The following is a 22,922-nucleotide window of genomic DNA, read 5'->3' as shown; positions in this document are numbered from 1 at the left end:
ATTTAAAGGTGCGGCTTAAATTGCCTCTATATCTATAAAAATTGTGATTTTATAGAAGCAACGATATACTTTATTAATTCACTACAGTTAAAGATGAAGAAAAAGGAAGTGACAATATACACAGATGGAGCATGCTCTGGTAACCCAGGGACAGGAGGGTGGGCAGCAATCATATTATTTCAAAATCATATAAAGAACATCTGTGGTAGAGAAGAAAATACTACAAATAATAAAATGGAGTTAACAGCAGTGATCAATGGACTGAAGGTATTAAAATTTCCTTGTAATATCAGTTTGTATACGGATAGCCTCTATATTAAATACGGTATAACAGAATGGATAAATAAGTGGAAAATGAACGGCTGGAAGACAAGTAATAAGAAGTCAGTAAAAAATATAGAATTATGGAAAGAATTAGACGATGTTGCTTTGCAACATGAGATTAACTGGAAGTGGGTGAAAGCGCATAATGGTGATAAATACAATGAAGAAGCCGACAGCTTAGCAAGAAAAGCAATAATCGATGCTTAAAAAAATAGCTCTATCATTTTCTATAATTTTATTATTTATATTCTGCTTCTTTATCCCTTTTAAAGGGGAAGGTCCTTTAGAAATCAATATTAGTTATATTAATTTTTATATAAAGAAAAAAATATTAAAGATATTTACCAATTCGGATGTCAGCATGGAGAGTACCTCGGTTATTTGGCAGAAAGATGGCAAGCTAGTCATTACAGATTTAAAAATAACAAATCCTGACTTTACCATAGAAGTTCCTGAGCTTTTCGTACACTTTAAGTTAAGTTCCAAAAAGTTCTCTCAGGTTTTAGCTGGTAATGTACACATATATATCAAGAAGGAAGAGACCAGAGGAATAACAACATCTGTAATGACAGATAAGATGAGTAGTACAAAAAATCTGCTGAAGACAATAAGAAAAATTTTTTTCTACTTAAATGCAGACTCAAGGATTGAAATTACTAACATTGCTGTCAATAAAAGCACGGAAGGTGAGTTTTTCATCGATAAAGTATATGCAGGGAAGGGGGAAGATTTCAATGTTTTGGATATTCGTGTTCATACAAAAGATAAAAAGGGGATTCTAGATGATTTATCTATTATGATAAAAAATCGCAATAATTTGTTAAATTTGTATGGAACATTTTATAACCTAAAGTTGGGGCTATTTAACGAGTTTTCCACACTAGTTAAAAGTTACAATTTGGACAAAGAAATAGGGTTCAAAGGGAACTTCTCAATGAGGATTAATGGAAAGGATGAAGTTATGGATGGAAACATATACGTGTTAAATACAGAGAGTCACTCAGGTAAAAACTTAGCCTTGACTAATGTAAATGTAAATTTGACATATAGTGATGAAATCATTAGCGTAAAAAACTTTCATTTTAAGTTAAATGATACTTACCTTTCTTTGATTGGCAAAATGAACTTTGGCACAAATCATGCTTTGCTTAGAGTTAATATTAGTAAACTTGTTGCAAAAGATTTATGTACTTATGTACCAGATGGTGTAGTAAATAGTAAATTTAAAAGCTGGTATTGTAATAATATTGATGGGGATGTTCTAAATACCATTGTAAGTTTCAATGGCAAAATTAACAATTTGGTTAATGACGATCTATCAGACATTGTAATTGTTGCTGATATAGAAAATGGCAGCGTTCAATTTGATGAGGATTTTGAACGAGTGGAGAAGTTGAACGGTGAGTTAACTCTCAAGGATAACAATCTCAAAATTATTGTAAATAGAGCTAAGTTTCAGAATTTTACTATCAATAGTGGTCATATTGAAATGAACTCTCTCAATAAAGAAGATTCTGTTCTTACCATTAATGGTCAGGCTGTAAGTGATGCTTATGGGTTATATGAGCCTATAAGATTTAAGCTGGATGATGTGGTAAAACTTGAAAGAGATAAAGTAGGTGGAATAGCAAAGTCTGTATTCAATTTTCGCATTTTTAATCTAAACTCTAGTGATAAAAAAGTAGATTTTTCGGCCAAATTTCATTCTGAAATTGATAATTTGGTGGTGTATAATGGAAGTTTTGGTAAGTATGATATTAAGCTCGATTTTGGGAGTGACTTTATAGATTTAAATGGCAGTGGTATGGTAAATAATACACAGCTTCTATTTGACCTCAAAAGTAGCAATAAAAATGAAAATTTTGTCTGGAGTTTGACTGGAGATTTACCTGCTCAAATACTTAATTTCGGTGATGGTTATATCAATGCAAATATAGAGTCAGTAATGTATCAAGACAAAACAGGGTACGTTAATGGTAATATAGATTTATCAGAGCTCGAGTTGCGTTCAAGCTACTTAGGGTGGAAAAACCATTTTGAAGATCACAATGAAGTTTTATTTTCTACAAGGCTAAAAGGAGTAGGTGAGTTGCTAATAGATAAACTAGACGTTGTAGGAAATGATCTAGACATAAAATTTAGCGGAAGAGTAGAAAATGGAAATCTATATTTAAATTCTAGCAACTTTAAATTACCTGATAATAATTTTAGTATAGAAATTGAATCAGGTAAGGAGAAAAATGCCATAACTATTCACGGTGAGAAAATCAACTTAAGTGATGTGTTAGGTTTACTTGGCAAAGATAGTAATCGATTAAATAACAAAATAGAAGTTACTATGAATGTTGATAATATAATTATGAAAGAAGGAATTATCATAAAAGATGCTAAGCTAAATGTAACTTGTGCTAAAGGTGATTGTAGTGGAAGTCAATTCACAGGACAGTTTTTAGAAGATAACAGTAATATACTAGTAGAACATAGTGAAATAGGGCTTGAAATATATTCGGATAATTCAGGTATGCTTTTGCGTTCTTTAGGTATTGGTAAATCAGTTAAAAATGGCAAATTATCTCTTTATCTATCTTCTAAGAGAGAAAATGGAGAACATTATGGTATGTTATCTATCAGCAATTTCTATATCAAAGATGCTCCACTGCTTACCACTTTATTATCAATGTCTTCACTGCCTGGTATTGTAAATGCTATAAAGAACGAAGGTGTACATTTTTATAAGTGTAATGCACCTTTTTCATATAAAGATGGCACTGTTGAAATTGAAGAATCTTGGCTTGAAGGAGCGGAACTAGGCATTAGCACTAGTGGTACGCTCGATATTAAGGGTTATAAATTCCAGGTTGAAGGACAAGTAATACCGGCATACTCAATTAACAAATCTTTGTTGAAAATCCCTATAATCGGAAAACTTCTGACTGGTGGGAAGAGTAGGGGGATTATTTCAATAGACTACAAAGCAAATGGTGATGATAAAAACAACAACGTATCTGTTAATCCTATCTCTTCGCTAACCCCAAGCTTACTTAAGAGGTTATTAGGAGTATTTGATCGTATTATGACAAAAACTAATAAAAGCATTTTAAAAGGTAGTTTGAAGAAGAAATTTAGCTCAATATGAACAGAAGAAAAGTTGTTTATTGATGTTTAGTTAGATGGTAAACGTTAGATACAACAAACAGAGGAAGTTAGATAAAATAATTAAGGGAACAAGAATATAAAGGTTTAACTTGAAGTAACCGGATAAAATCTGAGTCACACTTCCAAGTGCTGGTACCCACGAAAGCAATGCAACTGCACAAATCAGTAGGTGCCTTACGATTTTTGGTGTTTTGTCTTCATTCTCTAATTTGTGATGTGATCTTCTGATAAAAATTGTTATTCTACCTAAATACCAGTTAGCTATTCCACCAAGACTGGATCCTAATACTCCAAAAAGTAATATAAGTAGTTGATCGTAGTTTGACCTAAAGCATAACATAGTGTAAAGTACAAAACCTTGATGTATGGGTAAGATAAGCGATGATACTAGGCTATCTATAAACAATAGGAGATAATTTTCCATACCAAGTTGTTGTACCATCTTCGTTGTCAGAAATTGTAACCCCCATTTGTTTCAATTGCTCTCTTATTTTGTCTGCAGTATCATAATCTTTATTTTGTTTTGCTACTTTTCTTAAGTCTATCAACCTTTCTATTTCTTGATGACTCACACCACTTGCAAACCACTCTTGATAACTTGACTCAAGAATACCAATGAACCTTGCGCTTTTAACAAACTTCTTAGTTAATTTGAGCCTCTCACATTCATTACTTGTCTTATTGATTTCTGTAGCCATTTCATGCAATATGGCTACAGCTTCAGGAATGTTTAAATCGTTTTTCAAAGCCTCTATAAAATCTTTAGAGACTTCTGCATCACTTTCCTCAATACATGTACTACGTAATAACCGATAAAACTTGTTTAAAGTTTCTTGCGACTCAGAGATAACATTTTCTGTCCAATCAAGTGGTTTTCTGTAGTGAGTTTTAAGCAGCGCATAACGTATTACTTCACCCTTTATTCCACTATCTAACAAATCCCTTACTTTGACTATATTAAATAAGGATTTGCTCATTTTCTCTTCATTTACCGTAAGAAACCCGTTGTGTACCCAATATTTTGCAAACGTTGACTCAGCAAATGCAGATTTACTCTGTGCAATTTCATTCTCATGATGAGGAAATTGCAAGTCTATACCCCCACCGTGAATGTCAAAATCTTTGCCAAGGTAAGCATATGACATTGCTGAACATTCTATATGCCACCCTGGTCTTCCCTCTCCCCATGGACTATTCCAGTGACTTGAAAGTTTATAGTCAGTTTCGTTTGCAGGTTTCCAAAGTACGAAGTCTCCTGGGTGTTTTTTATTTTCACCAACTTCAACTCTACTACCGTAGTTTAATTCATCAATTTTTTTTCCTGATAAAACGCCGTATTCAGGGTAAGATTCTACACTAAAATATACATGTTTATTGGATTCATAAGCATGACCAGCTTGCAGCAAAGACTCAATTAACTTGATAATGTTATCTATGTTTTCCGTTGCTTTTGGTTCATATGTTGGTTCTGCACAATTTATGCTTTCCATGTCTTCATGAAAAGTTTTAGTGTAATATTTGCTAATGCTTTCTATATTACTATTTTTCTCATTTGCTGCATTGATTATCTTGTCATCGATGTCGGTTATATTACGCACATAAGTAACTTTTCCATAACAAAATTTAAGCAGTCGAAATAATACATCGTAAACAACAATAGAACGTGCATTACCTATATGTGCTGTATCATATACTGTTGGCCCACAAACGTACATTTTTATATGATCTTTATCGATCGGTGTAAAGGGCTCTTTTTTTTTTGTTAAAGTGTTGTAAAGCTTAACCATATACAAAGCTTTTTAGAAAAGAAAATGCTCCAAATATAAGCTGTGGTCCTTTAACTATTACGACAAGAGTAAGTAATAACCCACACAATGATACTAATACTCCCATTATAGAGAGAAATCCATCTTTGCTCATGATACCCAGTGAAATGAGAGTTGTACCAATTGCAGGAATGAAGTTAGTTAAAGGAAGTGGGATTGCTATCGATAATGCACAAAGCAGCATTATAAATGCTAAAATATTTTCACCAGGACCACGAAAAATGAAAGACATTCTTGGTTTCATGAACTTTTCTATTTTTTTTAATGTAGGTGAAGTTTTCTCTACCACGAGAGCTAGTGTTGAACGTTGAAAAGATTTCCTTTCTAGCCAATTAGGCATCCAAGGAGAATCAAACCCAAATAGAAGCTGCAGTGAAAATAAGATTAAAGGTATAGAAAGAATGGTTGTATAGCCAGGTGGAACAGGTATAGGTACTGATAGCGGTAAAGAGAAGATGATTATTAAAATACCAAAACCACGCTCATGTAAAGCTGTTTTAATATCAAATAATGTTACTTTATCATTATCGTTATTATTAGTATCTGCAACCTCTTTTAGAATATCAGAGGCCAATTTTTTATCTTCAGTCAATTTCACACTTTTTTCCACAGTTACCCTTTAATAACAATATAACTTCTAACTAACATAGTTATTGCTATATTTCAATATAGATTATTCATTTCATTCTGTACTTCATTCTTTTATTAAAGTGTTTTAAAGCTTTTAAGTTATAAGGCTTTTAAGAAGAGAAAGTGTTCCGGCTATAAGTTTTGGTCCTTTAACTATTACAATAAGGGTAACCAATAACGCACAGAATGAAAATAACACTCCCAGCGTAGATAAAAATCCATCTTTACCCATAATGCCGAGTGAAATAAGAGTTATACCAATTGCAGGAAGGAAGTGAGTAAAAGGTAATGGAAGAGCTATTATTATTGCACAAAGCAACATCATAAAAGCTAGAATCTTTTCACCCGGACCAAGAAAAATAAAAGACATTCTTGGTTTCATGAACTTTTCTATTTTTTTTAATATAGGTGAAGTTTTCTCTACCACGAGAGCTAGTGTTGAACGTTGAAAAGATTTCCTTTCTAGCCAATTAGGCATCCAAGGAGAATCAAACCCAAATAGAAGCTGCAGTGAAAATAAGACTAAAGGTATAGAAAGAATGGTTGTATAGCCAGGTGGAACAGGTATAGGTACTGATAGCGGTAAAGAGAAGATGATTATTAAAATACCAAAACCGCTCTCATGTAAAGCTGTTTTGATGTCGAACAATGTTACTTTATCACTATCGTTGTTATTGGTATCTGCAACCTCTTTTAGAATATCAGAGGCCAATTTTTTATCTTTAGTCAATTTCTCACTTTCTTCCACGATTAACCTTTAATAACATTCTAACTAACATAATTATTACTGTACTTCAATCATACCTCTTCAATTCTTTAGCCTTGTTTAAACAAATGACACGCACTTTAGTGCGTGTCACGAAACATAAGGAAGCTAACGATCTGGTTCATTAGATGATAGTTTCTCTGAATCCTTAAGTTCTTGTTTAAGGTTTTTAATGCCTTTGCCTAAATCACCCATAACTTGTGGTAACCTACCTGCACCAAACAGAACTAAGATTATTATTAAGACTAGAAACAGCTGCCATGGACCTAAACTCATTTGTACCTCCGTTGAAAATATTAACTTTTAGGTATTAGAACTTGACTGAAGCCAAGTGATACATAAATTATATCACTTTTATTGAATTATAAATCAAGAGTTTTTAATTATCTTATAATAGTTTTAGCCTAACATTAAGTTTAGTTTAGCTGTAGAGTAAAAGGAAGCTCACTAAAAAATTTTGCTAACGTATCATCTTTAGGTCTGTGGTATATGTAGCTAGGAACTCCTGATTGAATAATTTTACCATTTTTCATCACGTAAATAAAATCTGCAACTTTCAACGCTTCTTGCGGATCATGAGTTACCATGAGTACAGGAATATTTTTGCTTCTAAAAAGTGACAATATATGGTGCCTTATTCGATATTTGAGCAGTATATCTAAATTAGAAAATGGTTCATCGAGCAAAACAACATCAGGATTTTGCGCCATTACTCTTGCTATTGCAACTAATTGTTGCTGTCCTCCTGATAAAGCATGAGGGTACATGTTTTCATATTTTTCTATATTAAATAGCTTTAAGATTTCCAATGCAGTAAGGTATTTTTCTTTCTTAGAAGTACTGCAAATAGCAAAAGTTATATTTTCTATTACTGTTTTATGAGGAAATAATGCAGAATGCTGAAAAATCAATCCGATATTTCTACGCTCTATAGCAATTGACACTTTGTTACTTGCAACTAATTTATCATTTATAACAATGGTTCCAGATTTTGGATTTTCTATTCCTGCGATTAATTTTAGAATTGTTGACTTGCCACAGCCAGAATGACCTAGTAAACAGGCAACACTCCCTTTCTTCACTTGAATGTTGATGTTGCTTAAAGCAAAGCCATCTTGATTGCTATAAAAGTAACTAATATTGTTAACTAGCATTAATCTTTCAATTGGAATCGTATTATTAAATATAACAGTATTACATTCAAGAAATACAGAAATATTTTTTATTATTGTGAATTAATTGTACAGGGTGCCTAGAAAAATGCGAGACTTTTTGCTATAATTTTGCATAAATAGCATAAGACATGGGACTATAGCTCAGTAGGATAGAGCGTTGGATTCCTAATCCGAAGGCCGTGCGTTCGAATCGCACTAGTCCCACTTAATTTTGATAAAGTGGTTTAACAATCAAGAAATTATAATTGGTTTGAAAAGTGATTCTAGGAGCTAGATTGCATGGTTTCTCAAACTTGAATTTACAGGTTCAACCTTATTTTCTCTCATTTCGCTGTAACTTGGAAGTGTAAAATTTTTTACATGTAATCCAGTTACCATTACAACTAAAATAGCTAGGACACTGCAAACTAATGCACCAGCTAAAGATGGAACCGTCACAGCAGCAGCAACAAACAATCCTGCAATAACAACTCCAACAACATCACTCCTTAATGAGGCGTAAAAACTCTCCTTACTTTTTTTGTATTTAGTTTCTTTTTCATGTGGTGGAGAAAATTGAGCCTCTACAAAGCCGTTAGCTTTCTTATCATTATTTGGTGTGACAGTTGGGCCAGTCCTTGTTGATACAGGTGCTTCATTTTTGTTATTATTACCATTAGTACTAACTGGAGGCGCTGTTGCTACAGGTCTACTAATAACATTTCTATTACTATTGGATACACTATTTGTTTCTATGTGGAATGTTTCTTGTTCCTTATTTGTTGCTGATCCATGCGGCACAATTATTTCTCGATCATTTTGTATCAGTGCTGTCGCTGCTACAGAATTCTTTTCTGCAAAAGCAGTGCAGAATGCATCATCTTTTAATTGTTGGTATAATCTGTACAATTCATCTTCAGGATTTAACTTTGATTGCTCTGCATTAATATTTCGCAGTAGCGTGCCTAGAATCTCAGCATTACTGTTATCAGTATAATGAACAACAGAGCATAATATAGATTTGTCTTCTTCAATTTTGCTAACGTAATACCTTCCTTCTTGACCGATTGCATTGATGATGGTCATTCCATTTTGTAAGAGAAATTTTATAACGTTCAAATTTTGATCTTTAATTGCATATTCTAGTACAGCATTTTTTTCACATTTGCTCTGAAGATTAATTCCCTTCCTTTTTAACCTTTTTTGCAAATCTTCAAAACTAGTAACTGTGCTATCCTGTTTTGTAACCCTATCTATATCAAGACACAGATTCCTAATGTCATCATTATTTAGCGTGAGACCAGTGCTTGTATTACTGACATTGGACTCCGCTCCATCAGGTGTGTTTTGCTTCTTGTTTATTGCTGATCTAAGCAGTGCAATTATTACACAGCTTGAGAGATATTTATTGTGATCAGAATTGCTGAAATCGACTTTAAATTCAGAATCTATTTTAAGTTCTTTTCTAAGTGATAATTTTTTCTCTTCAATTATTTCTAAAAGATTTCTTATGCCATCTTCTGGTACGCCTTTCATATACTTTAAAAGTAACCTAACTTTTGTTAGTTCACCATCTATAGAGGCATGACTCAAAGCCTGAACTTTCTCTTCTCCAGTAAATCTTTTGTTATTCAAGAGTATCTTCATAACTTCAGTGCTCTCATTGTGAGGAGCTGTGTTAAGAACCTCTAGTATTTCCGTATGATCTATGTAATCTAAAAATATCTCAAACTCTTGAACTTTACCTTCATTAACGGCGGTCAACAAAGCATTCGATTTTCTTTCTTGATCAAATTTATCGCTATCCAAAAATATCTTTATAACGTTAGGTTTTTCACCTGACACAGCGTAATCTAATACAGTTTTAGAAGTAGTATCTCCAATATCAATTTTAATATTTGACTTTGCGAGCAATTCAACAATTTTTAGAAATGTATCATAATCATTTAAAATACTGCTTTTCCCTGAGCGGAGAATATCCATAAACAAATCACAAATCTTTGCATCTGTTGGCCCACTTTGTTTTAGCTTCTCACCAAATTCCTGAGCAGCTATATTAGGATTATCAGTTACAAATTTCTTTACATCTTCATAAGTTAAATTACCGATCATATTCAAATCTTACTATTATTGCTATACGCTTATTATATCAACTTTTTCATTATTCAGTCAAGTAATCTTGCAGTATCAAATGGCATGATATATATTGATTTATGATTCTCGAGCAAATGATAGAAGATTTAGCCTATAAGTTAGTGAAAGTAACCGAAGCTGCAGCACTTGCTGCATATAAATTGGCAGGCCTTGGTAATGAAAAAAAGGCCGATCAGGTTGCAGTTGATGCAATGCGTACGGTGCTAAACTCAATGGAAATAAATGGTACAATTGTGATTGGGGAAGGGGAGAGGGACGAAGCACCGATGCTATATATCGGAGAAAAAGTTGGCACAGGAAGTGGCCCTGAGATTGACATTGCTGTTGATCCACTTGAAGGCACTACGATTTGCGCTCATTATAAACAAGGGGCAATGTCTGTTCTTGCTGCAACAAAAAAAGGTAATTTTTTACATGCACCTGATGTTTATATGGAAAAGATAGCAGTGGGAAAAAATCTCCCAGAGGGTGTAGTCTCACTAAAAAATAGGATTGAGAAGAATCTGGACAATTTAGCCAAGGCAAAAGGATGTAAAGCAAGTGATCTTATAGTAACTGTACTTAAACGTGAAAGACATGATGAATTAATAGCAAAAATTAGGAAGCTAGGAGCAAAAGTGAAATTAATAGATGATGGTGATGTTGCAGCCATAGTTTCGCTAATAAATGGCAATCACGATATGTATATCGGCACAGGAGGAGCTCCAGAAGGAGTGCTTGCAGCAGCAGCGCTAAGCTCAATCGGTGGGCAGATAGAAGGAAGATTAATATTTGACACGGATCAATTAAAAGAAAGAGCAAAAAATTTGAATATCACTGACCCAGAAAAAATCTACACCGTGAAAGACATGGCAAGAAGTGAATCAGTGTTCATTGCAACTGGAGTAACAAATGGAGAGTTTGTGGATGGAGTAAAGTTTGGCCAAGATATTTGTCTGACTAATTCATTAATAATATTGCCTGGTAAAGTAATAAAAATACAAACAAAATCAATATCTTAAACATTTGTTATATGCTAATTATAAAATTTTATAGAAGGAAGATACTTATAATTGTCTTAAAAAAATGAATTTACATATTAATTTTAGCTTTACAACATTTGGCATTAAGTTATAGTTAAATATTAATACTAAGAGGTGCTTAATGTTTAGTTCACTAACTAATTTTTTTACGAATACGTCTAAAAAGAAAAGTTCTCAATCTGAAGAAAATAATCATTCTTTCTCTAACAGCACAGAAAGTTTATTAGTCCAATCTACTAAAAAAAATCCTCAACTTGATGATCAAAGTAGAACTGACGCATCTCCTCAAACAAATCTTCAATTTAGTGAGGATGATGTAAAAAACGTGCTCCAAGACTTCGAAAAATTGGATTATAATGATAGTAAGTGTTTTAACAAAATAGCAGAGAAGTATAAAAAAGAGAGAGACCTTTTTGACTATGTAGTGTTAAGCAAGCAAAAGGAGATAATCAATATATTAGATAATAAGCTTCCTGATCTCAAAAGACAAGAAGAGTTTAGAAAAAGATTGGGTGAGTATATTTATTCTAGGATTAAAGATGGAATGAGTTATGGAGAAAATCTCCAAAGTACACTTCAGTTTCTTAAAGGTAGGGCAGAAGAAGTATTATCAGATTTTAAAAATTTGAGATTCGATTTTAAGGATAATAAATGTGAAGACCCTAATGATTATGTAAATTATAATAGCGGCCGGCAGATCCATTTGATAAAATAGCAAATTATTATCGAAGAAAAAGGGATATTTTTCTTTTTAACTATGCGATATTGAGTCAGCAAAAAGAAATAATGAATATATTAGATAAGAAGTTTACTAATGAAGATCAGAAAAAGAATTTTGAAAATAGGTTAGGTAGATATCTTATTCGAATTGAAGAAGGGATGAATGATGCAAAAGAATTTCTAAAAGAAGATGGTCTAGTAGGCTTTTTTGATGGACGTTATTGGCCAGGCGAAAATGCAGAAGTTAATCATTATGATAATCTTAGTGTAAATATTATTAAACCTGAAAAGAGTTTAGAAACAAGCCGTCTTTTCACTGACAAAATTGAAAGGATGGAAAGAAATAAAAATGAGGTAAAAAGAGCAAAAATATACAGCGATGGTAAACTAATTGTAACGATTGAAAAGAATGATAAGCAACAAAGAAATTACCGCTTTGCAAAAGATGCAACATGCGATATGAAAATTAGGTGGAGTGCAGAAGATGAGAAAGGTAATTCTGTTGACTGCTTTATTAGTTTAAATGCAAATCCTAGTAATATTGAGATTGGTCAGGTAACTATTAATGGTAAAGATGTTCAAGTAAGGGAAATTTTAGAATTAGCTAAGCAAAATAAGGATATGCTTATAGAAAATCAAGCTTTATATGAATTTTTAGAAGAATGTCTGGAGAACGTATTATGTGAGGAGGAGAAGAATATACAACCACAGGAGAAAGAAGTTGTTACAACACCTAGCTCCATTCTCCATGACGTGGAACTAGATGAGATCAGCGAAGAGGAAGCCATAAAGAAAGGCTGGACTCCCGGGTACTTTGGTAGTTAGATGTATACTACACATTAAACCTAAAGTGCATTATATCGCCATCTTGCACGATATAATCTCTGCCTTCGAAGCGAATTTTCCCTGCATCTTTGCAAGCTGATTCGCTTCCATATTTTATATAGTCTTCAAAGCTTATGGTTTCTGCTTTTATAAAGCCCTTTTCAAAATCAGTGTGAATTACACCTGATGCTTTGTCAGCTGTTGATCCTATCTTTATTGGCCATGCACGTGCTTCTTTGGGTCCCACAGTAAAAAAAGTTATCATACTTAGCACTTCATACATAATACGTGCTACTCCATCAAGTCCTGATTCTTGCAAGCCAAATTCTAATAAAAAATTCTGTTTTTCCTCTTCACTATCAAGATTTGCAATATCTGCTTCAAGTTTCGCTGAAATGCAATAAAATTTGCTTTTGTTTTCCTCTGCCATTTTTTCCACTCTTTTAGATAACTCATTGCCAGTGATAACATTTGTATCTTCAACATTACAGACGTACATAACAGGCTTTGTTGTTAGCAATTGAAGCAACTTCATTTCATCTTCATCAATATGCTCTAAGCTTCTTGCAGGCTTGCCAAGTTTTAAAGTAGCTAAAACCTCTTGCATCAACTCAAGCTGCTTTTTTAGCTCTTTACCACCTTGCTTTGCTTTCTTTTCTAATTGAGGAAGCCTTTTTTCTATGCTATCAATATCAGCTAGAATTAATTCCATTTCCACTATTTCAGCATCTGATATTGGATCTATTTTACTGTTTACATGGCTGATATCGTCATCCGTAAAGCACCTGAGCAGATGAACAATGGCATCAACTTCTCTGATATGACTCAAAAATTTATTTCCTAGTCCTTCACCCTTGCTCGCACCCTTAACCAAGCCGGCAATATCGACAACTTCCAGTTGATTGTAGATTATTTTCCCTGAGTGAGCAATCGCGGCAATTTGTTTCAAACGCTGATCTCGTATTGGCACTTTGCCAACATTTGGCTCGATTGTGCAAAAAGGATAATTTGCAGCTTCAGCTGCACTTGACTCTGTAAGTGCATTAAATAAAGTTGATTTTCCTATATTTGGTAACCCAACTATACCACAGTTAAAGCTCATATTTGCTATTTAAAGCCTTAATTATTGCATAATTAAAAAATTTTTGCTATACCTAATTAGTTACTTATTAATAAGTTAGTTAATATAATAACATATAGCTTGAATTAAGGTAGAAATTATGGTTGGGCTTAGAAAACGGAAATTACCAAATGGTTTTGACAGTATTGAAAATGCTAAAGTACGCAAGACTTCAGAGAGTAATGTAGAAAAAGAACCTTCTAATAACCAAGTAGTTAAATATGATACTGCAGGTGATGGCAATTGCTTTTTTCATGCAGTGTTTGGTGATAACAGTTCTGGTACATATAAAGCTGAAAGAGCGCAAGATATGAGAATGGAATGGCACAAATTTTTAAGTCGATTTACGTCTTTAGATGATCCAAGTATGCCAGCTCCTTTAAAGGATCAGCTAGAAAAGGTTTTTAATATGTTTTTTAATAAGCCAGGGGATTTAACTGGCAAGTCTGATAAAATAAAGGGTCTGGTTAAGCAAACAAATAGGAAAATTGAAAATGCTGAAGGTAATGTGAAGAGGTTAGTAAGTAGAGCTGTTAGCAAATTTAATATATCGCATAATCAAGCTGTGCTTAATCTCAGTGAATATGCAGAGGCTCTTGATGGCATTGGTGAGAGTGACTATAATGCCGAATATAACAGTGATTTTATTACACGCTCATTTCTTGACAAACCTGAACTCTATCAATCCTATCTAGAAGCAATAGAAAGTAAAAGTTATTTTCCTTTTATTGAAGAAATTCAATTATTAGCTTCTTTAGCTAACATTGAAATTAATGTCCATTGTAAAGTTAGCGGCAGAGAGAAACAACAAAAGTTTGAACCAAATCCTGAAATAATAAATGATGATCAACTAAATCAGATGTTTGATCGTGAGAGTTATAAATTAAATGACGAGTTATGGGGTAGTAAAGAGAGAGAAACAATATATCTTGAAGGAAATCATTACTCTAGGGCTAAAATTGTAACTCAAGAGTTAATAAAACAGCAGCAGGAGCAAGAAGACTTTCTATTAGCAAAACAACTTCAGATAGATGAAATTTTGGAATATTGTGATCTTTCAAAGGATATCTCTGAGAGAGTAGAGATTGAGAGGGAGTTTGATGAGTTATTGGCAAAAAATGCTGATGGAAAAATTGGTGATGTTATAGGGCAGTGCATTAATGATGTACAGCAACGTATAAAATGCCTTGAGGAGCCAGTCTTATCAAGAAGGTGCAGTGTGGAAGAAGCACGTGTAGAAAAAACATTTTATCAACAACAAGTACCACAACCTGTAAGATAAGTCTTCATAGTCTATATACTTCTATAGGGGGGCATTCTATAATAAAAGCCATGCTCATTTTTAACCACTGCTTAATAAGAATAAAGTCTTAGCAAAACAAACACAAGAACAATAGGATTTCTTGCTTGCAAAGCAACTCCAAGATCGGAAGGAAAAAAACTTTTCCTTGCAAGGCAACTTCAAGAGCAACCCTCACGCACAATCTCTTAACCCAAATGGAAGAAGTAAAAATAGAAGATCAGCGGCAACAAATACTTGTAAAATAATAACCCTATGGTTAATATGCGAAGATTTAATTAAAAAATGTTGTCATTCTAGTAGCTGATACTGGGCTCCAATGTCAATTACTCGGATAACAAAAAACACAGGCTTCACATGCATCTGCATTACTGTATTAGTCTACTATCTTCATTCCCACAACATTATACCCTGAATCAACATGTAAAATTTCTCCAGTTGTACCACTACTCAGGTCGCTTAATAAGTATAGTGCTGCCTTGCCAACATCTTCTATTGTAACATTGCGTCTAAGTGGAGAATTACTTCTATTCCATTCCGATATGGAGTGAAAATCACTTATTCCAGAAGATGCCAAAGTTCTGATTGGACCAGCAGAAATTGCATTTACTCTGATGTTCTGTGGTCCGAGATCACATGCTATATATTTTACACTTGCTTCAAGTGCTGCTTTACATAAACCCATCACATTATAATTTGGCATAACTTTTTCAGCACCATAGTAAGATAAAGTAAGTAAACTACCGCCATTTAACATCATTTTTTCCGCCCTTTGCGCTAAAGCAGTAAAAGAATAGCACGATATATGCATTGCATTAATAAAGTTGTTTAGTGAAGTATTGACATATTTACCATTTAGCTCATTTTTATCGGAGAATGCTATTGCATGTACCAAAAAATCAATAGCACCCCACTTCTCCTTTATTTCCTTAAAAGCATTATCTATAGTTTCCTCATTTGAAACATTACAGTGCAATATTAACTCTACATTTAATTCACTTGCTATTGGTAATAATTTCTCTTTTATTGTTTCATTTTGATAAGTGATTGCAAGCTCAGCTCCATGTTCTGATAGAGTCTTTGCTATACCATATGCTATTGACCTCTTATTTATTATTCCGGTTATTAACCCTTTTTTACCCTGCAATATCATAGAATTATTTGCCTTTTTTATAATTTGAAATATTAACTAGGCAAAGTCAATTATGTTTTAACTGTAGCTAACGTATAAAAAAGGTTCTGTCGCATCTATAAACCATAGGAAAGAAGATCATTAAAGGTGGGATTATAGGAGTTATGAAGCCATTAACATAGCAAAATTCTCAAAAGTAGAAACATTATTTTAATAATTTGTCTTTCTTGAATCATACGAATATTTTCTATGCCTGTGATGGTAATCTTTGCGGAATGGAAGCTTTTAAACCCAAGCATTGGCTTTATTAGTTTTTTGATAAATCTATCAACAATATTATTTAGATATTTTATTTGAAGAACTGTAATCTTCAGAAATTTCTGCATTCAAATCATCAAGAGCAGCAGTATTACTGCCGCTTTTATCAATTACAATTTTCTCAGGAAGATAGTTACTCCTGAAGGCTTTACGAAAGAATGCAAGTGCTGCAGACTTGTCTCTACTAACACACAAGTCTACAGTATATAAATAAACCCATTTACCGTTTAATTTAATGTAAGTCTCTCCAACTACTACCAACCTGCTTCTTTCTTTTCCTTACTGCCTCATCTATCAGTGGTGATAACCCACCTTTGTAACGTAGCATTTTGCTCCCCTTATACTCATCATTTCTTCCAAATCTCGATAGCTCAAAGAGAATCGACATTTCATGTATACAGATAACATCCTCTGAAAAGCTAAATCCTTTGAAATATGGCAACAATTTTTGATTGATACGAAACATCTTTGCTTTTTTTTTAGACAATTATATCATTCTTCTTTCTACTTCCCTACAAATGCGACAGAACCCTAAAAAAGAAGTAATACATATAATCGGTATAGGTGGAATTGGAATGAGCGCAATTGCTGAAATTCTTCATAATTCCAGTTATAAAATTCAAGGCAGTGATACGCGATCAAATGACAATATAGATAGGTTACAAAAATTAGGTATAGAGGTCTATATTGGTCACGATGCAAGTAGTATTAGACAAGCTCAAATAGTTGTACATTCTTCCGCAATAAAACCTGATAATGTGGAGCTAGTTGCAGCAAGAAATAACAATAAAACAGTTTTGCATAGGTCAGACATGCTGGCTAAAATTATGAAAGGTAAATATGTGATAGCGGTTTCTGGTTCAAGTGGCAAGACAACAACAACATCTATGATTGCTTCCATTTTTGATCATTCTGGTACTGATGCTACTGTAATTCTGGGAGGAGTATTAAACTCCTATCAGAGTAATTCAAAACTTGGCAAGAGTGACATTTTTTTAATCGAGGCTGATGAGTCTGATGGAACTATGTTAAAAATTCCTGCAAATATTGCTGTTGTAACAAGTATTAATGACGACCATATAGACCATTACGGTACATTTAACGAAATCAAAAATGCATTTTCTCGATTTGTAAACAACGCGGATTTTGCGGTTTTACCTGATTCTGCAAGCGTCAATTATGATGAGAATAATTCTATAACGTTTGGGTTTGGGAATGATAAGATTAGAGCCAGCAACGTCAAACAACACAATAATAGCATAGAATTTGATGTATTGATTAGTATAAACGAAAATAACTGGATTCCATTGTCAACTACTCAAATAGTTGATAGGGATGGGATAAAAGCAGCTCTTGATTCGTCACTTCAATGCTTGAAACGGGACTCTCGTTTCAATGTTGAACAAAATACTATAGAACTCAAGAAGACAATCCCTAGAAAATCTCTACATCCCAAAAAAAAGTAAATCGTACTAATGCTATTTGAACGAACTAGCGCAAAAGTAAGCTAAATTTTTTAGGGTATAAAAACAGCAAGAAACAGTATTTTAAAGAAAGTTAGAATTTGATTGGATTGTTGAAAGTTGGCTCTCAAATTTTAGACGCATGAGCAAGCTCATACTTGTTAACTAATATAGACTAGGTGATGTGGAAGAGATACATTTAGAGCAGCCGGCAAAATTGCAATACATATTACCGCAATAACTAGAAATGAGAAGGATCTATATGGTGATTATAGATTTTCTCCAGATCTTGAAAACAATAAATAGGCAGTAAAAATAAGTTCTAGCGCTACTGCAGATAGAACAAGAAGAGATATATTGATTGCCTGACCGTTGTAAACGTAGCTTGTTAAGCTGATAAAAATAGCCATAACAAAAGCTCTAATGAACGAGAGTGCAGAAGAAGCCGTACCTTTAATTTCAGGAAAAACGTTTATTGATGCGTTAAAAATCACTGGCTGGCATATTGCACAACCGATAGAAAAAATAATCATAGATAGTGTTACTAAGTAGGAAGAATGGGGCATGATTAAACTGAGTATTACAAGCAATAGAGACCCAATAGCACCCACGCTTGTACCAGAAATTACACACCATATTGCTCCAAGTTTCTTTAAGATCTTACTGGAAAACAGGCTAATAAGTGAGAAGGACCCAACTATTGCACCTTGATGTAGTGCATAAATAGTGCTAGATAAACCAAAAGTCTTCATATACAGAAAAGGTCCACAAGTGATGAATGACATATAAGCGGCAGAAAAGAGACTCGGTACCAAAGACAACGTGACAAATCTCGGACTAGATAGTAGTTTTCTGTAATCTTTCATCATTTTTTTCAAACTGAAAATATCGCGGTCCTTTTTTGTTTCTGGTAACAGAAAAAGCAGTAAAACCCAGGAGATTAAACAAAGTATTGCAACAGTTGCATAATTACCACGCCACCCTACAATTTCATTGATGAAACTGCCTAACACTGGCGCAATTGCCATGACAACTGTTAGAACAGAATTCATGATTCCAATAAATTTTATTGCTTTGTCACCCTGATAACTGTCTGCAACGATTGCAAACACAACTACAGATGTGCTTGCACCAATACCTTGAATAAAACGAGAAATTAAAAGAGAAAAAACCGACGGTGCAAAAACACAACCAACAGCGCCAATTAATAACAAAGTGTTACCTATGATCATAATCCTTCTTCTGCCATAACATTCAGACAATGGACCAAAAAATAACCCTCCTATGCAAAAGCCTAGGAAATTATAAGCAATAGTTAATTGAATTGTTCCTTCTGATACGTTAAAATAGCGCACCATATCAGGAAAACTAGGTACGGAAATGTCAATCTCAATGAACTTGGCAATTAGAGACAGGATTAACAGAAATGGTAGTAACATTTGAGATTTTTCATTAATGAATAAAAATATCACATTTAAAGCGTTGAAAGAAGAACATTTTTTACTGTTATTAAAATGGTTAGAAACACCTCACGTAAAGCTATGGTGGGATGCAGATATAAATTGGACACCAGAGTTAATTGAGAAAAAATATAGTACCTACATTAAGGGGTTCAAACGTTTGAAGTTTGAGACGCAAATTATTGAAAAACCGATGTATGCATTCATTATTAATTGTGACGCAGTTGATATTGGTTATATTCAATACTATAATAGGCAAGATTTTCCACCTGAACAAGGCTACGATACTTCAGAGCTTCCAGAAAGTTGTGCTGCTATAGACTGGTATATCGGAGAGCTGAATTATGTAGGTAAAGGAGTTGGTTCACAAGCTTTGAATATATTTTTAAACAAATTTGTCTTTAAAGTTTATGAGAATGCCTTTGTCGACCCAGGTATAGCAAATGCTTGTGCAATCCGTGTTTACGAAAAAGTTGGCTTTAAAAAAATTATGGAAAGTAATGATGCGATTTTAATGATTAAGGCAAGAATTCCTGAGAACCATTCAAGATGAGTGTTTTTTCAACAATCTACCTAAATTACTACAAGTGGTTTATAAAAATATACAAGGAGCTTTATACAAACTTAACATAATTTAATCATAAAAATATCACTATTAAGTCCTATATAAGAACAAATTTTGGCACTCAGTGAATCTTTTTTAACTAACTATGAACTTGATTAATTGGAAAATAAATTTTACTTACTTTTACAATACCTTAAAATCTAATATCACTTTATCAGCAAAGATATCACAATAGGCTAGTATGTTCTTTACTCTTTTCCTCAAAATATTACCTATTTACATTACAATACTTATTGGTTACTTAGCAGGAAGATATCTTAAAATTGATAGAAATACTATATCTCAAATACTCTTTTATATAGCTAATCCAATAGTGATTTTATACGGAGTATCTCATACAGAAGTTAATTTAAAAGTAATTTCTCTGCCGATTTTGATATGGTTTATAGGTAGTACTATGTCCTTATCAGTGTATTATCTTTCTTCTTTTTTATTTAAGGACAACACGAGAAACATATTAGCGTTTAGCTCGGGCAGCACAAGTATGGGTTATTTTGGTCTACCGATTGCCATGGCTTTATTTGATGAAGATTCAGTGTCTGTGTATGTTGTCTGTTACATAGGAATGGTACTATTTGAAAATAGCTTGGGATTTTATATAGCTGCAAATGGTATCTATACTGCAAAAGAATGCGTATTAAAGTTACTCAAACTTCCCTCATTATATGCAATGATTCTAGGTTTCTTTTTAAGTATATATGATATACAAATACCCACTTTGTTGACAGATGTTATGATAAATATCAGAAGTACATTTATCACATTAGGAATGGTGCTGCTTGGAGTAAGTATTGCACAAATTACAAATTTTAAAGTAGATTGGAAGCTTGCCTTGACCACTATTGTAGCAAAGTACATATTCTGGCCGTTATTTGTTTTGGGAATTGTCTTGCTAGACAAGCATGTTACAGGTATATACGATGAAAGCATCTATAAAGCACTGATGTTACTGGCTATTATTCCGATTTCTGGATCCAGTATAATACTTGCTAATATTTTAAATTACCAACCAGATAAAGCTACTTTATTGCTCCTAATTAGTACTGCAGTGGGACTATTTTATGTTCCACTTATAATATCATTATTTTTTACTAAACTTGTCCCTTTTTGATCAAAAATTTAAGCGCTAGGCCTATTCACAAAACTTGAATTTAGACTAGACTTCTTGGATAATCATAAAAGAAACTAATCCTTTTTTCCTCTCCTTTCTTATTTTTTTACACAGAATAGGAAGTTATCAATTGATGGAATTTTCGCAATAATGTCAATAGCAGTAAGATTTCCTACACCTTTTAGCAGGTCTATAGTTGAATTTGGATGTTCTATGAGCAGCAACAAATAAATGTAACTTGCCTTTTTCTATATGATGCTATTAACCTAATAGGTATTCGCTTGACATTTCCATATCTTTGTTATCATTAGTAATACTAAAGGGAAAACTAAACTTAATAAGATTTGGAAGCATATTGTTGTTCTATGATTCACTTAATGCTGCTATGCCTTCGTTGCAAACGTTGTCATAAAGTAAATTAAATTCTTTAATATTTGAAAAACTACCACCCCTTAGCGCACTCATTAATATTATTCCACTTTCAACATCAATATCATTAGAAATTAAATCAAGTTTAACAAGATTTGGAAAGTTACCCATTCTTTAACAATTTAGTGATCGCTATTGAGCCTTCTGCGCCAATAATGCTAGAAGTTAATTTACACTCAGTAATATTTGGAAGATTAATATTGTCTAATGCTTCATTTAAAACTTCTCCGCACTGAGCATCAATATAACAATTAGATAAAGTCAAGCTCTAAGGTGGTGAGCGTTATGGAAAAGGCGCAATTATGCGTCATGTATGAAATAGAGAGATGAACTGTATTAAACAAGATTTGATCTGACACTTTAAAAAAGTAAGTTATAAAATAATAAGAACAAGGAGTGTTAGAAATGAGAAACAAAAATATTAAAACCAAAACTAGGTTTATTAGAGCTAGCAAAACAGCTCGGCAATGTATCTCAAGCGTGCAAGGTAATGAAGAGATACGTTTTAAGATTTAAGGAGTTATATGAAAATGGAGGAGAAGAGGCATTACACGAAATCAGCAAGAAAAAACCACTGTTTGCAAACAGAGTTTCCGAAGATATAGAAAGAGCAGTAGTGAATATTGCTACCGAATTTCCAGCATACGGACAACAAAGATCTGCAAACGAACTTAGAAAAAGAGATCTCCGAAGGTGGTGTGAGGTCTGTATGGCTGAGAAATGACCTAGAGACATTCAAAAAAAGGCTTAAGGCTCTTGAAACAAAAGTTATGCAAGACGGAATAATTCTGACAAAAGAGAAGCTCACGGTGAAATTGACACAGAACACCCAGGTTATTTGGGATCTCAAGATACTTACTATGTAGGCAATATCAAGGGTGTTGTGCTCATTTACCAGCAGACTTTTATTGATACATATTCGAGAGTAGCGTTTGCTAAGCTTTATGTAGATAAGACAGCTATTACTTCTGCTGACTTGCTAAATGATAGAGTGATACCGTTTTTTGATGGACAAAATATTCCTTTATTGCGAATTCTCACGGATCGAGGTACAGAATATTGTGGTAAGCCAGAAAATCACGCTTATCAGCTTTATTTGGGAATTGAAAACATTGATCATTCAAGAACTAAGGCCAATTCTCCACAAACTAATGGCATATGCGAGAGGTTTCATAAAACTATGCAAGATGAGTGTTACAATATTATCTTTAGAAAGAAAATCTACAGCTCTTTGAAAGATTTGCTAGATTGATGTTGATCATTGGCTGCGTTCTTACAATGAGACAAGGCCTCATTCAGGCAAATATTGCTTTGCCTATGCAAACTTTTCTTGATAGCAAACAAATTGCTTTTCAGAAAAATATTAGTAACATTAAACAAAAGACTG

The 22,922-nt window shown here is 33.3% G+C and carries 20 protein-coding genes, 1 tRNA gene and 3 pseudogenes; 11 read left to right on the top strand and 13 right to left on the bottom strand.

Translation table 11 applies throughout. The annotated features are described in order from the left end of the window. Positions 1-93: 93 nt before the first annotated feature. Both rnhA and OOT12_RS04575 read left to right on the top strand, forming a co-directional pair. On the top strand, positions 94-531 hold the full coding sequence (gene rnhA / locus OOT12_RS04580; protein WP_264374717.1) for a ribonuclease HI: 438 nt from the start codon (positions 94-96) through the stop codon (positions 529-531). Then, positions 524-3,460 carry a DUF3971 domain-containing protein gene (locus OOT12_RS04575; RefSeq protein ID WP_264374718.1) on the top strand — a complete coding sequence of 979 codons (2,937 nt, stop codon included), beginning with the start codon at positions 524-526 and terminating at the stop codon, positions 3,458-3,460. Before rnhA ends, OOT12_RS04575 begins: the two co-directional genes overlap by 8 nt. A gap of 30 nt (positions 3,461-3,490) precedes the next feature. Here the strand turns inward: OOT12_RS04575 and OOT12_RS07380 are convergent, their stop codons facing one another. The 6 genes from OOT12_RS07380 to OOT12_RS04550 all read right to left on the bottom strand — a co-directional run bounded on the left by OOT12_RS07380 (position 3,491) and on the right by OOT12_RS04550 (position 7,856). Beyond that, entirely contained in the window at positions 3,491-3,904 is a 414-nt protein-coding gene (locus OOT12_RS07380; protein WP_012481730.1) for a YqaA family protein, read from the bottom strand. Next, positions 3,873-5,267, bottom strand: a complete 1,395-nt coding sequence (gene cysS / locus OOT12_RS04570; protein ID WP_064085935.1) for a cysteine--tRNA ligase — start codon at positions 5,265-5,267, stop codon at positions 3,873-3,875. The genes OOT12_RS07380 and cysS overlap by 32 nt, the downstream gene beginning before the upstream one ends. Beyond that, positions 5,260-5,916, bottom strand: coding sequence for an exopolysaccharide biosynthesis protein (locus tag OOT12_RS04565; RefSeq protein WP_007302767.1), 657 nt, complete (start codon positions 5,914-5,916; stop codon positions 5,260-5,262). Before OOT12_RS04565 ends, cysS begins: the two co-directional genes overlap by 8 nt. A 114-nt stretch (positions 5,917-6,030) precedes the next feature. Next, complete coding sequence (locus tag OOT12_RS04560; protein ID WP_264685188.1) at positions 6,031-6,684, bottom strand: exopolysaccharide biosynthesis protein; 654 nt, start codon at positions 6,682-6,684, stop codon at positions 6,031-6,033. Positions 6,685-6,810: 126 nt separating this feature from the next. Next, entirely contained in the window at positions 6,811-6,978 is a 168-nt protein-coding gene (gene tatA, locus OOT12_RS04555) for a twin-arginine translocase TatA (RefSeq protein WP_006013840.1), read from the bottom strand. A 140-nt stretch (positions 6,979-7,118) separates the two neighbouring features. After that, the gene (locus OOT12_RS04550) at positions 7,119-7,856 is read right to left on the bottom strand and encodes an ABC transporter ATP-binding protein (RefSeq protein ID WP_007302769.1); all 738 of its coding nucleotides are present in this window, start codon (positions 7,854-7,856) and stop codon (positions 7,119-7,121) included. A gap of 151 nt (positions 7,857-8,007) precedes the next feature. On the opposite strand from OOT12_RS04550, the gene OOT12_RS04545 reads away from it, so the two are divergent. After that, a tRNA-Arg gene (locus OOT12_RS04545) sits at positions 8,008-8,081 on the top strand. 66 nt (positions 8,082-8,147) lie between these two features. On the opposite strand, the gene OOT12_RS04540 is transcribed toward OOT12_RS04545, so the two are convergent. Next, positions 8,148-9,968, bottom strand: a complete 1,821-nt coding sequence (locus OOT12_RS04540; RefSeq protein ID WP_264376353.1) for an ankyrin repeat domain-containing protein — start codon at positions 9,966-9,968, stop codon at positions 8,148-8,150. A 119-nt stretch (positions 9,969-10,087) separates the two neighbouring features. Between OOT12_RS04540 and glpX the strand changes: the two genes are divergently transcribed. The 3 genes from glpX to OOT12_RS04525 all read left to right on the top strand — a co-directional run bounded on the left by glpX (position 10,088) and on the right by OOT12_RS04525 (position 12,577). Next, on the top strand, positions 10,088-11,011 hold the full coding sequence (glpX, locus tag OOT12_RS04535) for a class II fructose-bisphosphatase (RefSeq protein WP_007302771.1): 924 nt from the start codon (positions 10,088-10,090) through the stop codon (positions 11,009-11,011). A gap of 142 nt (positions 11,012-11,153) precedes the next feature. Then, on the top strand, positions 11,154-11,747 hold the full coding sequence (locus OOT12_RS04530; RefSeq protein ID WP_264685187.1) for a hypothetical protein: 594 nt from the start codon (positions 11,154-11,156) through the stop codon (positions 11,745-11,747). Positions 11,748-11,818: 71 nt separating this feature from the next. Continuing rightward, a complete protein-coding gene (locus OOT12_RS04525; protein ID WP_264685186.1) occupies positions 11,819-12,577 on the top strand; it encodes a hypothetical protein in 759 nt (252 codons plus the stop codon). A gap of 7 nt (positions 12,578-12,584) precedes the next feature. On the opposite strand, the gene ychF is transcribed toward OOT12_RS04525, so the two are convergent. Continuing rightward, positions 12,585-13,679, bottom strand: coding sequence for a redox-regulated ATPase YchF (gene ychF, locus OOT12_RS04520; protein ID WP_264374723.1), 1,095 nt, complete (start codon positions 13,677-13,679; stop codon positions 12,585-12,587). A 118-nt stretch (positions 13,680-13,797) separates the two neighbouring features. Between ychF and OOT12_RS04515 the strand changes: the two genes are divergently transcribed. Next, positions 13,798-14,979: a hypothetical protein gene (locus tag OOT12_RS04515; RefSeq protein WP_264374724.1), complete on the top strand. Its 1,182-nt coding sequence runs from the start codon at positions 13,798-13,800 to the stop codon at positions 14,977-14,979. Between the two features lie 394 nt (positions 14,980-15,373). Here the strand turns inward: OOT12_RS04515 and OOT12_RS04510 are convergent, their stop codons facing one another. Together OOT12_RS04510 and OOT12_RS04505 are read right to left on the bottom strand one after the other, a co-directional pair. Next, positions 15,374-16,150: an enoyl-ACP reductase FabI gene (locus OOT12_RS04510; protein WP_063630452.1), complete on the bottom strand. Its 777-nt coding sequence runs from the start codon at positions 16,148-16,150 to the stop codon at positions 15,374-15,376. 141 nt (positions 16,151-16,291) lie between these two features. Next, a pseudogene (locus OOT12_RS04505) lies at positions 16,292-16,913 on the bottom strand (IS6 family transposase). 52 nt (positions 16,914-16,965) lie between these two features. Between OOT12_RS04505 and OOT12_RS04500 the strand changes: the two are divergent. Further along, positions 16,966-17,754: pseudogene (locus tag OOT12_RS04500) on the top strand (Mur ligase domain-containing protein); the annotation flags it as partial. Between the two features lie 425 nt (positions 17,755-18,179). Here the strand turns inward: OOT12_RS04500 and OOT12_RS04495 are convergent. After that, positions 18,180-19,349: a multidrug effflux MFS transporter gene (locus tag OOT12_RS04495; protein WP_264376355.1), complete on the bottom strand. Its 1,170-nt coding sequence runs from the start codon at positions 19,347-19,349 to the stop codon at positions 18,180-18,182. A gap of 16 nt (positions 19,350-19,365) precedes the next feature. Between OOT12_RS04495 and OOT12_RS04490 the strand changes: the two genes are divergently transcribed. Continuing rightward, entirely contained in the window at positions 19,366-19,923 is a 558-nt protein-coding gene (locus tag OOT12_RS04490) for an acetyltransferase (RefSeq protein WP_264377266.1), read from the top strand. Between the two features lie 253 nt (positions 19,924-20,176). Further along, the gene (locus OOT12_RS04485; protein WP_264374729.1) at positions 20,177-21,106 is read left to right on the top strand and encodes an AEC family transporter; all 930 of its coding nucleotides are present in this window, start codon (positions 20,177-20,179) and stop codon (positions 21,104-21,106) included. A 363-nt stretch (positions 21,107-21,469) separates the two neighbouring features. Here OOT12_RS04485 and OOT12_RS04480 read toward each other — a convergent pair whose 3' ends face one another. Together OOT12_RS04480 and OOT12_RS04475 are read right to left on the bottom strand one after the other, a co-directional pair. Then, positions 21,470-21,646, bottom strand: coding sequence for a hypothetical protein (locus OOT12_RS04480; RefSeq protein WP_264374730.1), 177 nt, complete (start codon positions 21,644-21,646; stop codon positions 21,470-21,472). Then, on the bottom strand, positions 21,639-21,800 hold the full coding sequence (locus OOT12_RS04475) for a hypothetical protein (RefSeq protein WP_264374731.1): 162 nt from the start codon (positions 21,798-21,800) through the stop codon (positions 21,639-21,641). The genes OOT12_RS04480 and OOT12_RS04475 overlap by 8 nt, the downstream gene beginning before the upstream one ends. Positions 21,801-21,953: 153 nt before the next feature. Between OOT12_RS04475 and OOT12_RS04470 the strand changes: the two are divergent. Then, positions 21,954-22,909: pseudogene (locus tag OOT12_RS04470) on the top strand (IS481 family transposase); the annotation flags it as partial. Positions 22,910-22,922: the final 13 nt, after the last annotated feature.

Source organism: Wolbachia endosymbiont (group B) of Parapoynx stratiotata (assembly GCF_947250635.1).
Classification (GTDB): Bacteria; Pseudomonadota; Alphaproteobacteria; order Rickettsiales; family Anaplasmataceae; genus Wolbachia.
Note: the sequence above shows the minus strand (reverse complement) of the source record. Positions and strands in the feature narration are given on the sequence as shown.